This is a genomic window from Actinoplanes sp. NPDC048967, from assembly GCF_040649415.1.
Lineage (GTDB): Bacteria > Actinomycetota > Actinomycetes > Mycobacteriales > Micromonosporaceae > Actinoplanes.
The window spans coordinates 38058-51735 of record NZ_JBEZFL010000004.1 but is presented as its reverse complement, the minus strand read 5'-3'; the positions used below and the strand labels follow the sequence as shown (position 1 = coordinate 51735).

Annotated in this window: 8 protein-coding genes and 6 tRNA genes; 9 read left to right on the top strand and 5 right to left on the bottom strand. The window is 71.9% G+C overall.

Annotation, left to right across the window (positions count from 1 at the left end; translation table 11 throughout):
• The first annotated feature begins 5 nt into the window (after positions 1–5).
• The 7 genes from AB0C12_RS17860 to AB0C12_RS17830 all read left to right on the top strand — a co-directional run bounded on the left by AB0C12_RS17860 (position 6) and on the right by AB0C12_RS17830 (position 1782).
• A tRNA-Ala gene (locus AB0C12_RS17860) sits at positions 6–78 on the top strand.
• A 21-nt stretch (positions 79–99) separates the two neighbouring features.
• Positions 100–189 (top strand) — tRNA-Ser (locus AB0C12_RS17855).
• A 51-nt stretch (positions 190–240) separates the two neighbouring features.
• Positions 241–315, top strand: a tRNA-Glu gene (locus tag AB0C12_RS17850).
• 5 nt (positions 316–320) lie between these two features.
• A tRNA-Asn gene (locus AB0C12_RS17845) sits at positions 321–394 on the top strand.
• 7 nt (positions 395–401) lie between these two features.
• A tRNA-Val gene (locus AB0C12_RS17840) sits at positions 402–473 on the top strand.
• A gap of 21 nt (positions 474–494) precedes the next feature.
• Positions 495–569, top strand: a tRNA-His gene (locus tag AB0C12_RS17835).
• A gap of 37 nt (positions 570–606) precedes the next feature.
• Positions 607–1782: an MFS transporter gene (locus AB0C12_RS17830; protein WP_360549176.1), complete on the top strand. Its 1176-nt coding sequence runs from the start codon at positions 607–609 to the stop codon at positions 1780–1782.
• On the opposite strand, the gene AB0C12_RS17825 is transcribed toward AB0C12_RS17830, so the two are convergent.
• Together AB0C12_RS17825 and AB0C12_RS17820 are read right to left on the bottom strand one after the other, a co-directional pair.
• Positions 1779–2264: a permease-like cell division protein FtsX gene (locus AB0C12_RS17825; RefSeq protein ID WP_360549174.1), complete on the bottom strand. Its 486-nt coding sequence runs from the start codon at positions 2262–2264 to the stop codon at positions 1779–1781. The two genes, AB0C12_RS17830 and AB0C12_RS17825, sit on opposite strands and share 4 nt — an antisense overlap.
• A 99-nt stretch (positions 2265–2363) precedes the next feature.
• Positions 2364–4790 carry an immune inhibitor A domain-containing protein gene (locus AB0C12_RS17820; RefSeq protein ID WP_360550517.1) on the bottom strand — a complete coding sequence of 809 codons (2427 nt, stop codon included), beginning with the start codon at positions 4788–4790 and terminating at the stop codon, positions 2364–2366.
• Positions 4791–5232: 442 nt separating this feature from the next.
• Between AB0C12_RS17820 and AB0C12_RS17815 the strand changes: the two genes are divergently transcribed.
• The gene (locus AB0C12_RS17815; protein ID WP_360549172.1) at positions 5233–8220 is read left to right on the top strand and encodes a BTAD domain-containing putative transcriptional regulator; all 2988 of its coding nucleotides are present in this window, start codon (positions 5233–5235) and stop codon (positions 8218–8220) included.
• On the opposite strand, the gene AB0C12_RS17810 is transcribed toward AB0C12_RS17815, so the two are convergent.
• The gene (locus tag AB0C12_RS17810; RefSeq protein ID WP_360549170.1) at positions 8221–8694 is read right to left on the bottom strand and encodes a hypothetical protein; all 474 of its coding nucleotides are present in this window, start codon (positions 8692–8694) and stop codon (positions 8221–8223) included.
• Between the two features lie 131 nt (positions 8695–8825).
• Here AB0C12_RS17810 and AB0C12_RS17805 point away from each other — a divergent pair, with 131 nt between their 5' ends.
• Complete coding sequence (locus AB0C12_RS17805) at positions 8826–12104, top strand: TIR domain-containing protein (protein WP_360549168.1); 3279 nt, start codon at positions 8826–8828, stop codon at positions 12102–12104.
• Here AB0C12_RS17805 and AB0C12_RS17800 read toward each other — a convergent pair.
• Together AB0C12_RS17800 and AB0C12_RS17795 are read right to left on the bottom strand one after the other, a co-directional pair.
• Positions 12101–13285 carry an RNA polymerase sigma factor gene (locus AB0C12_RS17800; RefSeq protein WP_360549166.1) on the bottom strand — a complete coding sequence of 395 codons (1185 nt, stop codon included), beginning with the start codon at positions 13283–13285 and terminating at the stop codon, positions 12101–12103. The genes AB0C12_RS17805 and AB0C12_RS17800 overlap by 4 nt on opposite strands.
• Positions 13286–13302: 17 nt before the next feature.
• Positions 13303–13659, bottom strand: a complete 357-nt coding sequence (locus AB0C12_RS17795; protein ID WP_360549164.1) for a YciI family protein — start codon at positions 13657–13659, stop codon at positions 13303–13305.
• Between the last annotated feature and the right edge of the window lie 19 nt (positions 13660–13678).

Below are 13678 nucleotides of genomic sequence, written 5' to 3'. Positions count from 1 at the left end.
ATCCTGGGCTCGTAGCTCATCTGGTAGAGCGCCCGTGTCGCAAGCGGGAGGTGGCCGGTTCGACTCCGGCCGGGTCCACGCAAGGAAAGTCACCGTCATGGAGAGCTGGCCGAGTCCGGTTGAAGGCAGCGGATTGCTGATCCGCCGCAGGGGCACCAGCCCCTGCCGAGGGTTCGAATCCCTCCGCCTCGACAAGGCGGAGGTCGCTGGTTCGAACCCGGCCCGGGACACGCATCTCTTGGCGCGGTGGACGAAACGGAAGAGTCGCCCGGCTTTCACCCGGGACAGGTGCGGGTTCGAATCCCGTCCGCGCTGCACGATCCGGCGTCGCCCAATCGGCAGGGCAGCGCACTGTTAATGCGTACAGGTGAAGGTTCGAGTCCTTCCGCCGGAGCCGTCCCGCCCGTATAGCTCAGCGGGAGAGCGCCGCCTTCACACGGCGGATGTCCCAGGTTCGATCCCTGGTGCGGGCACTGGCCGGACAGGCCGAAGTTGTGGCTGTAGCTCAGCTGGTCGAGAGCGCCGGGTCGTGGCCCCGGAGGTCGCCGGTTCGAATCCGGCCAGTCACCCGCGAGCTCGTCATCCGCTGGGGAGAGGAAAGTGCCGGTGACCGCTGACCTGGGCGCCGTTTACGTGCGGTGGACGTGGTGCCGGGCCGTGCTGCACCGCGGCTGGTGGCTGGTGGCCGGCGTCTACCTCGTCGTCGACGCCCGGCTCGGCGCGTCTCAGCTGGTGTTGGTCGGCGTCGCTCAGGCCGTGGTGGCGTTGGTGTTCGAGGTTCCCGCGGGGGTCGTCGCCGACACTCTCAGCCGTAAGTGGTCGCTGGTGGTCTCGCACGTGCTCATGGGGGCCGCCATGCTCGCCACCGCCCGGGTCGGCGACTTCCTGTCATTGCTGGCCACGCAGATGCTGTGGGGCCTGTCGTGGACCTTCGCCAGCGGCGCGGACGTGGCCTGGATCAGCGACGAGCTCGATGACCCGTTACGCGTCCCGGCGGTGCTGATCCGCGCCGAGCAGGCGCAGCTCACCGGGACCGTCGCCGGGCTGGCGGGCCTCGGCGGGCTGGCCTGGCTCACCGGGCGGACCACGGCGATGGTGCTCGCCGGTGCAGCCATGTCGCTCCTGGGTCTGTACGTTGCCGCCTTTCCCGAGCGGCGCTTCGTTCCGGCGCCGGCGAATCGGTGGGCAACGGCGAGATCGATCCTGGTACGCGGGTCGGCGCTGGTCCGCACCAGCCCGGTCCTGATCGCCGTGTTCGCCGCGACGTTCCTGGTCAGCGGCGTGGCCGACGCCTTCGGGCGGCTGTACCCGTTGCGGCTGGTCGCTCTCGCGCCGGCCGTTGATCCGGTTCTCTGGTTCACCGGGCTCGGCGTGCTGATGTGTCTCGCGGGGGTTGCTGCCCTGCGCATCGTGGTGGCCCGGCTGGGCGGTCCGCACATGGTCCGGCGGGGCTACGTGCTGGCCTGCGGGGTCGCGGCGGTCGGCGTCGTCGGCCTGGCGTTCGCCCCGGACGCGTTCAGTGGCAGTTTCGCCGTACTGCTGGCCGCGGGTGCGTTGCCGCTGACCCGGACCTTCGGCACCCTCCGGGTCAACGCCCGGACCGCCGGGGCGGTCCGGGCCACGGTGCATTCGCTGCTCGCCCAGGCCGAGTACGCGGGAAAGATCGTCTGCGGCCTAGTGCTCGCCCTCGTCGCCGGCCGGACCGGGATGCTCGTGGCCCTGACCGCGGGCGGTGCACTGCTGGTCGTCGCCGGGGTTCTGGTCCGGTGGGGCCGCGGTTAGGATGGCGGCGCGGTCGGCTTGGGGGAGTGCCTGTCCTTGCACTCGGCCACGGTCAGGCAGGGGAAGACGAGCTGGTCGACGCCGGACAGGCTCTTCACCGGGCGCTCGTCGTCGCGGAGCTTGCGGACCGCGGCGATGTCGGTCATCCGCACCTGGAAGCTCTCCGGCAGGTTCTCCGGTTCGATGCCGGCCACGTCGGACGGGTCGGCCGAGAACATCTGGTGCATCTTCTCGTACGCGGCCTGCTTGTCGATGAACGTCAGGCCGGTGAAGCCGGGGAGGCTCCGCAGCGCCGTCTCGACCTCCGCACGCTGCGCCGGGGTCGCCGGGTTCTTGAGGATCACCGAGAAGGACGCGTTCTCGTCCAGGATCTTCTGGATCTGCTCGTCCCGCGACGGCCCCGGGTCGTCGCCGAACAGGCCGCACCCGGCGGACCCGGTCACTGCCAGCAGGAGGACAACAACGATCTTCAGGATGCGCACGGCGAGTAATGCTAGTGCGGCGCGCAAGGATCGACGCTGGTCCGGACGCGACGGTGCCCGGGAGTGAGGCTCCCGGGCACCGTGTGACGTGTCAGCGGATCACGAGATGCGGATCTTGGCTGAGGTGCCGTTCTCCTCCAGCACGCGGATCTTCACGCCCACCGCGGGGAGCTTGACCCCGTGGTTGGGCAGTTCCTCGTAGAAGTACTTCTTGGTGTCGTCGAACAGCGGCTGCGCCGCCTGCCCCCGCAGGTACGACGGCTGGCCGTTGATGTGCAGCGTGAACGAGTCGGCCTTGCGGAGCCCGAACGGCGCGTCGTAGACCTGGATGCGCGCGCTCCACGGCAGGCCGTCGAGCCGGTACTGCGGCCGCGGGTGGGCGTCGATGTAGAGGTTGCGGCCCTGACCCGGATGCCAGTTGGTGTCGTTGTCGACCTGCGACCGGTCCCAGTAGGAGATCAGCACCCCCTGCTGGTACGAGTAGTGCTCGACCCAGTCCGGTTTCGTGTTGAGGAAGCCGAAGTTGTACGGGCCGGTCTTGAGATAGCGGTCGTAGGAGACGTACGTCCGGTGCCCGGCGATGTAGAAGTTGTCGTAGTCGCCGGTGGAGCTGGTGCCCACGGTGCTGAAGCCCTTCAGCGTCCACGGCGTGGTGCCCTCGGCGTCGTCGCTGAACAGCACCGTGCCGCCGTCGGTGACCTGGATGTTGTCGGCGAAGAAACCACCGGCCGAGAAACCGCCGTCGGTGCGGTAGTAGAGCTGCAGGTAGACGTTCTGGCCCGCGTACGCGTCCAGCGGCACGTTCACGTCCACCCACTGGTTGTCGGTGCTGCCGTCGATCGCCGGTCGCGGCGGGTTGGCCCCGTCCCGTCCGAACGGCTGCCCGTTGATCGTGCCGTCGAGGGCCGTCCACCGCTGACCGTCGAGTGACGCCCGGACGTACAGGTAGTCGAAGCCTTCCTCGATGTTGTAGCGGGCCTTGAACGACAGGGCCGGATCGGTCGCGCCGGTCAGGTCGAACTGCCGGGTCATCGAGTTGCGCAGGTCGTCGGCGTTGCCGGAGAAGTACTGCCGGGAGCCGGAGAACGGCGCGCCGAACTCGGTGGTCACCCGTTTCTTCGGCAGCACCACGACGGCCGCCTGCGCCTTGTTGCTGTTGTACTCCTGGGGCCCGAGGGTCAGGGTGCGCTTCTGCTTGGCCACCACCGTCTCGTAGTCGAGCCAGCCGAGCTGGAGCTTGTTCCACGCGCCGAGGTCGCCCGGGCGGGTGCCCAGCGGCTCGCCCTTGGCGTTGAGGCGGCTCTGCGCCATCAGCGTCCAGTACTCGTTGTTGTTGGTGCCGCCGGTCAGCACGTTGTAGTCGTCGGGCAGGCCCAGGTCGTGGCCGTACTCGTGGACGAAGACGCTGAGGCCGCCGTTCTCCGGCTGCATCGTGTAGTCGCCGATCCACAGGCCGGTGTCGGCGATCTCCGTGCCGCCCAGCAGGTTGCCGGCCGGGCCGCGGTCACCCTCGTCGTCGCCGTACGCGAACGCGCGGTGGCTCCAGATGGCGTCCTCGGCCTGGTACGGGTCACCGTCGGCCTCGTCGCCGCCGGCGTGCACGATCTGGAAGTGGTCGAGGTAGCCGTCGGGCTCGTTGAAGTTGCCGTCGGCGTCGAAGTCGTACCGGTCCCACTGGTCGAAGGTCTTGAGCTCCGCGGCGATCTGGGCCTTGGTACGCCCGCGGGCCTCCTGGTCGGCGACCCACTGGTTGGCGGCGTCCCGGACCAGGTCGTAGGAGGTGTTGCAGACGTTGCTGGAGCAGACGTTCGGGTCGTCCCCGTTGGCGTCGGTCGGGTCGTCGCCGGAGCGGCCGTACCGGGCCTCGTTGTACTTGACCTTGACCCAGTCGGTGACCGTGCCCTCCACGCTGTACCGGCCGGACGACTGCGTCTGGTAGTACGTCTTGACCGACTCGACGTTGCGACCCTCACCGAAGTACAGGTTCTGGTAGTGCTCGCGGTTGTAGTCGGCCTGCCAGACGGTCGAGTTGTCGACCGCCCGGTTCGGCGCGGGGATCTGGTTGTGCACCGGACCGTCGAAGCGCTGCGGGCCCGGCGTGGTCGGGTCGGTGTCCTTGTCCGGGAAGCGCGGGTCACGTTCGTCGCCGAACTCGGCGAGGATGACGAAGATCCGGTCGGTCTGCTCGCGGGCCAGCTCGACGTACTGGTCCCGGTTGTCCTTGGCACCGCGGCGGTTGCGCGCCTCGCCGCCGAAAGCGCCACCGCCGGCGGCCTGGCCGACCTTGACGACGGTGCTGCCGTTGCGCTTCTCCAGCTTCGCGCGGCCGGACAGGACGTCACTGACCGCCTTGTCCCGCAGCGTGCGCCGCTTCTTCTCCAGCGGGTTGACCAGCTCGTCGCTGGCCACGCCCGGATCGTTCTTCGACGGCGCTGCCGTCGTTGTATCGGCTGGCGGAGCCGCCACCGCCGCCGGACTGAGCGAGACGCCCACTCCGGACGCCAGGCTCAGGCTCAATAATCCCACCAAGGCTTTTCGCACGGACGAACCTCCGCGATCGTCATGCCGCCCCCGCCGATCAGGCAGGACGGGCCGGATCGAATGTGGACCTGTACAAGGCCTGTGAAGGAACGTAGACATCGACGAGTTCAGAAGGGAAGACCTCAGCCGGGTCGGCTGCGCGACGCCGCTCGGCAAGAGCAACAAGCGACTCGTCGGCTATACCGGTACACACACGGTCAGCTCGGCTCTTGTCGCAGGGCAGGTCGCCCGTCGCTCTTGGTCTCACCTCAACGTCCCGATTCCCCCGTACGCGCTGCGTAACCGGGCGAGGGCGACCTGTTCCCTGCAACGGATCCAATGGTCGTCGGCGGACCTTGTGCGAAGCATGGGAGACTGGTCAAGTTCCTTGTAGATTTCTTGAATCCCCTGGTGGGAAGCGTTCAGGCGAAGGGTGTGCTGAGGTCAGTTGGCGGCGGAGTTCGGGGTGCTCGGCGCCGTGGAGGCCCGGGTCGGCGGCCGGCCCGTCGAGCTCGGGCATGCTCGGCAGCGCTCTGTACTGGGCGTGCTGCTCGTCGAGGCCGGCCGGCCGGTCACGGTCGACCAGCTGATCGACCGGGTGTGGGGCGCCGACGCCCCGCAACGGGCCACCGGCGCGCTCTACAGCTATCTGTCCCGGCTGCGGCGGGCGGTCGCCGACGCCGCCGAGGTGACGATCGAGCGCCGGGCCGGCGGGTACGTGCTGACCGTCGACCCGCAGGCGGTGGATCTGCACCTTTTCCGCCGGCTGGTCACCCAGGCCCGGGCGGCCGAATCCGACCGTTCGGCCACCGAGCTGATCGAGCAGGCCCTCGGACTGTGGCGCGGTGAGCCGTTCGCCGGCCTGGACACCCCGTGGCTGAACGCGATGCGGCGGCTGCTGCTCGGCGAACGGTTCGCCGCCGAGCTCGACCGCAACGACGTGCTGCTCCGGCTGGGCCGGCACGGTGAGCTGTTGCCCGCGCTGGCGGCCGCCGTCGCCGAGCATCCGCTGGACGAACGGCTCGCCGAGCAGTCGATGCTGGCTCTGTACAGGTGTGGCCGCCAGGCGGCCGCCGACGAGCAGTACCGGCTGATCCGGCGCCGCCTCGCCGACGAGCTCGGCAGCGATCCCGGCGCCGGGCTGCGCCGGCTGCACGAGCGCATTCTCGCCGCCGACCCGACCCTGGCCGCCCCGGTCGCCGACACTCCGGCCGCGGCGGTTCAGGTGACCGCGCCCGCGACGGTGCCGGCCCAGCTGCCCGCGGACGTGCGCGCCTTCACCGGCCGTACCGGCGAACTGGCCGCGCTGGACCGCCTGCTGGCGCCGCCCGAGGGCGACGAGCCGCCGCTGACGGTCGCGCTGCTCTCCGGCACGGCCGGGGTGGGGAAGTCCGCCCTGGCCGTACGGTGGGCGCACCGCGTGCGGGAGGCCTTCCCCGACGGCCAGCTGTACGTGAACCTGCGCGGCTACGACGCCGACCAGCCCGTGGCGGTCGCCGACGCGCTGGCCGGTTTCCTGACCGCGCTGGGCGTACGGGGTCCGGAGATGCCGCTGGGCACCGACGAGCGCGCCGGCCGCTACCGGTCGGAGCTGACCGGCCGCCGGATGCTGGTGCTGCTCGACAACGCCTCGTCGGTGGAGCAGATCCGGCCGCTGCTGCCCGGCACCGGCTCGTGCCTGGTGCTGATCACCAGCCGGGACTCGCTGCCGGGCATGGTGGCGGTCCACGGCGCCGAGCGGGTCAACCTGGATCTGCTCCCCCTGGCCGACGCGGTGGGCCTGCTGCGCCGGCTGATCGGTGCCCGGGTGGACCGGGAGCCGTCCGTCGCCGCCGACCTGGCCGCGGCCTGCGCCCGGTTGCCGCTGGCGCTGCGGATCGCCGCCGAGCTGGCCGCGGCGCGCAGTGACGTCACGCTGGCCGAGCTGGTCGCCGAGCTGGGCGACCATCAACTGCGGCTGGACCTGCTGGACGCGGGCGGCGATCCGCGCGCCGCGGTCCGCGCCGTGTTCTCGTGGTCGTATCAGAATCTGCCCGCCGACGCGGCCCGGGTGTTCCGGCTGCTGGGCCTGCATCCGGGCGACACCGTGCACGTCGCGGCGGTGGCCGCGCTGACCGGCACAGACCAGGGGGAGGCCCGGCGGCTGCTCGGCGTGCTGGTCCGGGCCAGCCTGGTCTACATCGGGCGGGGCGGGCGGTACGGCATGCACGACCTGCTGCGGGCGTACGCCGCGGAACTGGCGACCGGGCACGACCCCGCACCGGACCGGAAGGCCGCCCTGACCCGGGTCTTCGACCACTACCTGGCCGGTGCCGTCGCGGCGATGAACGCGCTCCACCCGGACGACCCCGCCACCGCCGGTGACCCGGACGCGGCCCGGAGCTGGATCGAGGCGGAACGGCCCAACCTGGCCGCCGCCTGCACGTACGGCGCCGCACACGGCTGGTATCGGCACGCTGTCACCATCGCGGCGACCATGTTCCGCTATCTCGACGCCGGCGGCCCGGTCGCCGAGGCGGTCACCGTGACCGCGGCAGCCGTGTCCGCGGCCCGGGCTCTCGGCGACCGCGAGGCCCAGGCCCGGGCGCTGTCCGATCTGGGCCGGTTGCACCGGCGGCAGGGCCGGCTCGACGAGGCGGCCGAGACCTACCGGCAGGCCCTGCTGCTCTACGCCGACCTGGGTGAACGCGCCGCCGAAGCGGTGGCGCTGCGCAACCTGGGCAGCGTCCACTGGCGGCTGGGCGACTACCGGCGGGCCGCGGAGCACTATCGGCGGGCCTGGACGCACTACCGCGAGCTGGGCGACGAGGCCGGGCAGGCCGACGCCTCGGTGCGGCTGGGCCTGGTCGACGCCCGGCTCGGCGACGAGACCCAGGCGACCGGACGCCTCCGGTCGGGGTTGGAGCTCTTCGCGCGGCTGGGCGACCGGTTCAGCGAGGCGTACGTGCTCTCCCTGCTCGCGCGGCTCACCCAGCAGCCCGCCGACCTCGAACGGGCCGGCATCCACCTGGAGCAGAGCCTCGCCGCGGTCCGGCAGGCCGGCGACCGCACCGCGGAGGCGTACGTCCGCACCGACCTCGCCGCTGTGTACGCCCGGGTCGGGCGGCTCACCGAGGCGGCCGGCCAGCTCCGGCAGGCGCTGCTGCTGCACCGCCGGATCGGGGACCGGGCCAGCGAGGCCGAAGCGCTCAACGACCTCGGCCAGGTGCTGCGGGCCGCCGGCGACGATCAGGAAGGGCGGCATCAGCACGACCAGGCGCTGCTGCTGGCGCGGGAGATCGGCGACCGGTTCGAGCAGGCCCGCGCGCACGACGGCCTCGCCGCCGGTGATGTCACCGGCGGGCCGCACCGCGAGCTCGCCCGCCGTCTCTTCGCCGAGCTGGCCGTGCCCGCCGCGCCGCGCCTCGAAGTGCCGACGGTGACTCCCGGCAGGTAGTCAGACCCGGAGCACACCGTCGACCCACAGCACCGTGACCGGGCACCCGCGGGTCCGGGCATAGGTGACGATGTCCGCCGTGCCGCCGAGGCCGCGGGCCGGCCGGCCGTCCCACACCGCGAAGAGATGGTCGCAGCGATCCACCAGGGCCTGACCGGCGGCGAGATACGCCTGCTCGCTGGGCTCCGGGAAGGGCATCGTGGTGACCGTCGCCGCCGCCCGCCTGAGCTCGGTGAACCGGGCCCGGCTGCCGGCCCCGCTCAGCGAGCGGGCATAGCCCTCGCAGGGCAGGATCACCTCGAGGGTGCCGCCGGCCGCCAGCACGTGTGCGGCGAACAGCTGGTCGGCGCCGTCGGCGAGGTTCGACAACCCGTACAGCTGGGCGCCGGCCGGGAGGACCCGACGCCAGTGGTCCTCCGCGCAGTCGACGATCTCCGGCGGGAGAATCTGATGACCGGTGACACCGAACCGCACCCCGACCCCCGTACGAAGGCTCGTCGACCTGTAGAAGCACCATGACGATACGGTCTCCCGCCTTTTCCCGGGGGACGCCGGCATGGACAATCTGTCGTCGCTGGACGTGCCGACTGCCGGGGGATCGTGTCATGACCTTCAATGGGTTCATTTCGTACAGCCATGCCGCGGACGGGCGTCTGGCGCCCGCCGTGCAGCGTGGTCTGCACCGGTTGGCCAAGCCCTGGCACCGTCGGCGCGCCCTGTGGATCTTCCGGGACCAGACCGGACTGTCGGTGACCCCGGCGCTGTGGTCGTCCATCCAGACCGCGCTGGACGGCTCGGAGTACTTCGTGCTGCTCGCCTCGCCGGAGGCCGCCGGATCACCGTGGGTGAACCGGGAGATCGAGCACTGGATGGCCACCAAGACGGCGGACCGGATCCTGCCCGTGGTGACCGACGGCGAATGGGAGTGGGACGCCGAACGGCACGACTTCACCGAGGAATCCACGGCGGTGCCCGCGGCACTTCGTGGCGTGTTCGACGAGGAACCGTTGTTCCTCGACCTGCGCTGGGCGCGCGGCAGCGAGCACCTCAGCCTCCAGCATTCCCGCTTCCGCGACGCGATCGCCCAGCTGGCCGCCCCGATGCACGGGGTGAGCAAGGACGAGCTGGAGGGCGAGGACGTCCGGCAGCACCGCCGGGCCCGGCGGCTGCGCTCGGGTGCGGTGGCCACACTGGTGCTGCTGACGATGCTGGCCGCGATGACCGGCATGTCGGCGGTGCGCAACGCGGAACGGGCGCGGGCCGCGGCGGCCGAGGCGCTGCGCCAGCAGCAGGTGGCCGAAGTGCAGCGCGGCAGTGCCGAGCGGTCCGCGCAGGAGGCGCTGCGGCAGCAGGAGCTGGCCCGGCAGCAGCAGGATCTGGCCCAGCAGCAGCGGACCCGGGCGACCGACGCGACAGCCGCGGCGGACGAGGCCGAACGTGTGGCCGACAAGCAGCAGAAGCTCGCGGACGCGGCGGCGGCGGAGGCACGCCGGCAGCAGCGGCTCGCCGACCGGGCGGCGACCCGGACGCGCGAGCAGCAGCGCCTCGCGAAGGAGGCGGCCGCGCGCGCGCAACGGATGGAGAAGGAGGCGCAGCGGCTCACGAGGATCGCGGACGAGCAGCGGCGGCTCGCCCGGGAGGCGGCTGCGGAGGCCGACCGGCAGCAGGCCAAGGCCGACGAGCAGCAGCGGATCGCGGTCAGCCGGCGACTCATGACCCGGGCCAAGGCGTCGATCGTCGACGACCCGAAGACGGCCCTGATGCTCGGCGCGGCCGCCCATGAACTGCGGCCCGACGCCGAGAACCACAAGGAGCTGGCCGGGGTCGTCACGGCGACGAACTACGCCGGCTCGTTCCGGAACACGACCTGGACCGCGTACGCGAAGGACGGCGTCCTGGCCGCGCTCGGCAGCGACGGCCTGGTGACGCTCTGGGATGTGACCGACCGGCGGAAGCCGTCGGTGCTCGCCGTGCTGGGCGAGCGGGCCGCGAAAGACGGATCCGTCCTGTTCAGCCCGGACGGCAGGACGCTGGCCGTGGTGGGCGCGCAGGACAAGGCGGTGCTGTGGGACGTGGCCGTCCGGTCGCGTCCGGTCCGGCTCGCCACGCTGCCCAACGAAGGCCGGGTCCGGTCGCTGGCCTACAGCGCGGACGGCAAGACCTTCGTCACCGGGGACCGGTCCGGCATCACCACCCTGTGGAACACCAGTGACCGGGCCGCGCCCGTCCGGATCACCGAGCTGGACGGCTTCGTGCCGTACCCGGTGGAGGACCTCGCGTTCAGCCCGGACGGGCGCACCCTGATCGTGGACAAGGGGCGGTTCGTCCCGGTCTACGACATGACCGATCCCCTCGACCCGGTCAACCTGCGCGGCGTGGTCGGCTTCGGCGGGTCCCCGATGGTGTTCAGCCCGGACTCGTCGAAGCTGATCGTCGGGGACTACGACGGCACGGTGGCCTTCTACGACATCCAGGCCCGCCGGGACGAGAAGCGCGGCTTGCTCAGGACCATGGACGACGACGGTCCGCAGCCCCCGGTCATGCCGCCCGACGAGCCGGACTGGGGAGCGTACGACCGGATCACCAGCCTCGGCGGGACGATCAGCGCGATCACCCTCAGCCCGGACGGGCGGATGATGGCCGCCGGTGACGAGGACGGGACGGTCACGGTGTGGGACGGCCGTACGGCGGTTTCCACCATGCAGGCCACCGCCGGGATCCGGACGCTGGCCTTCGGCCCGGGCGCCACGACGCTCGTCACCGCCGACACCTCGGGGAACGCGACCATGTGGAACGTGACGCCCCGGTCCGCGCCGGACCGGCTGGCCGCGCTCGCCGTCGCGGGCGGCTCGAACCGGGCCACCGTCTTCGGGCCGGACGGCCGTACCCTGCTCGCCGCCGGCTCCGACGGCCGGGCGAGGACGTGGAAGGTGACCGACCCGGCCCGTCCCGTCCCGGGTACCGACCTCACCGTCCACAGCGGAGCGGTGCGATCGGTCGCGTTCAGCGCGGACGGCCGCACGGTGGCGGCGGTCGGATCGAACGACGGCCGGCTGACGGTCTCCGAGGTGTCCCGGCCGGACCGATCGGTGACACTCACCGTGCTGCCGAAGTACGTGCTGGGAACGAACGCGATGGCGTTCAGCCCCGACGGACGTACCCTCGCCGTCGTCGCGGACAACACCGCGATGATGCTGTGGGACCTGACCGACCGGAAGCGGCCGGTCCTGCGGGCCACCCTGGGCGGCAACAGCTTCGGTACGGCGCTGACGTTCAGCCCCGACGGGCGGACGCTGGCCGCCGGCGGCGAGGACCGCACGCTGACGTTGTGGAGTGTGGCCGACCGCAGCCGCCCCGTCCGGATCGCCGGGCTCAACGGGCACAGTGATTTCGTGGAGTCGCTGGCGTTCACCGCGGACGGGCGGACCCTGGCGAGCGCCGGCTTCGACTCCCGGACGATCCTGTGGGACCTCACCGTCCCGGGCCAAGCGCACCGGCTCGCCATCCTCGGCGGTCACGCCCGGGGGGTCGAGTCGGTGGCCTTCAGCCCGGACGGGCGCACCATGGCGACCGGGGGCCGCGACAACACGGTGAACCTGTGGGACACCGCCAGGCCGGCCGAGCCGATCCGGGTCGCCACGATCCCGTCCGGCCTCGCGGGTGAGGCCCGCGAGGTGACGTTCCGGCGCGACGGGCAGACGTTGGCGGTCACCGGGCAGTCCCGCGACGCCGTGACCGTCACTTTGTGGAGCTACGCGAAGCTGAACAGCCTGCGTGACGACCCGGCGGGCTATGCCTGTGCGATAGCCGGCCGCGGGCTCAGCAGGAGCGAGTGGGCCCGGCACGTTCCTGAGCTGGCCTATCGCCGTACCTGTGCACCCTAAGGGTCGAGGCCGGCCCGGCGGTCCTGGAGGAAGGCCCGCTCGGTCTCGTTGCCGGCCAGCGCGATGGCCTCGTCGTAGGCGGCCGCGGCCTCCCGCACCCGGCCGAGCCGGACCAGCAGGTCGGCGCGGGTCGCCGGCAGCAAGTGGTAGCCGGGCAGTTGGAGGTGCTCCAGCGCGGCCAGCGCCAGTCCCGGCCCGTGCACCTCGGCGACCGCGACCGCCCGGTTCAGCGCGACCACGGGGGTCGGCGCCAGCGCCTGCAGCTGGTCGTAGAGCGCCAGGACCTGCTGCCAGTCGGTGGCCGGGCCGTCGGTGTGCACGGCGTTGATCGCCGCCTGGATCTGGTACGGACCCGGCCGGTTGCGCCGCAGGCACCGGCGCACCAGGTCATGTCCCTCGGCGATCAGCACCCGGTTCCACAGTGACCGGTCCTGGTCCGGCAGGAGCACCAGCTCACCGGCCGGGCCGGTACGGGCCGGCCGGCGCGCCTCGGTGAGCAGCAGCAGGGCGAGCAGGCCGGCGACCTCGGGCTCGTCCGGCATCAACGCGGCCAGCTCGCGCGCCAGCCGGATCGCCTCGGCGCACAGGTCGGTCCTGATCAGCGACCCGCTGGTGGCCGCGTACCCCTCGTTGAACATCAGGTAGAGCACGGTCAGCACCGGCGGCAGCCGGTCCGGGAGCTCCTCGGCGCCGGGCACCCGGTACGGGATGCCGGTGTCGCGGATCTTCTTCTTGGCGCGCACGATGCGCTGGGCGATGGTCGCCTCCGGCATCAGGTACGCCCGGGCGATCTCCGGCACCTCCAGCCCGCCGAGCAGGCGCAGGGTCAGGGCGGTCCGCGCGTCGGGGGCGAGCGCCGGGTGGCAGCAGGTGAAGATGAGTCGGAGCTGGTCGTCGTGCACCGGTCCCACCTCCTGGGGTTCGTCCGGTTGGTGCAGCAGCAGCGCCTGGGCGTGCCGGGCCTCGCGGGTGGATTCGCGGCGGAGCCGGTCGATGGCCCGGTTGCGGGCGGTGGTCACGATCCAGGCGCCCGGGTTCGGCGGCAGGGTGTCCCACTTCTCCAGGGCCACCGCGAACGCGTCCTGGACGGCCTCCTCGGCGAGGCTGATGTCGCCGAGGAGCCGCACGAGCGTCGCCACGCAGCGGCCGTACTCCGCCCGGTAGACGCCGTCGATGTCCATGCCGGCGGGCCGCCCGTTCAGCTCTCGGGCTCGTCTTCGAACGGCCGCACCTCGACCGGGCCCATGCAGGCCGCGGAACACTTGGCGGCCCAGCTCAGCGCCTCGTCGAGGTCCTGGCAGCGCAACACCCAGAACCCGCCGAGCTGCTCCTTCGTCTCGGCGAACGGGCCGTCGGTCATGGTGGTGCCGCTGCTCTCGGCCCGCACGACGGTCGCGCTGTCGGCCGGCAGAAGACCCCCGCCGAAGACCCACGCGCCGGCGGCCTGCAACTCTTTGTTGACCTTGTCGACCTGGGAGTAGGCCTGCTGCATCTCCTCCGCCGACGGGGTCGGCGCGCCCTCGACCATGTGTACGGCGAGCATGTACTGCTTCATGATTCTTTCCTCCGGTTGA

Excerpts from the sequence above, each read along its gene's own strand:
- AB0C12_RS17805 (WP_360549168.1), top strand. The coding sequence starts at position 8,826 with ATGACCTTCAATGGGTTCATTTCGTACAGCCATGCCGCGGACGGGCGT.
- AB0C12_RS17800 (WP_360549166.1), bottom strand. The coding sequence starts at position 13,285 with ATGGACATCGACGGCGTCTACCGGGCGGAGTACGGCCGCTGCGTGGCG.
- AB0C12_RS17795 (WP_360549164.1), bottom strand. The coding sequence starts at position 13,659 with ATGAAGCAGTACATGCTCGCCGTACACATGGTCGAGGGCGCGCCGACC.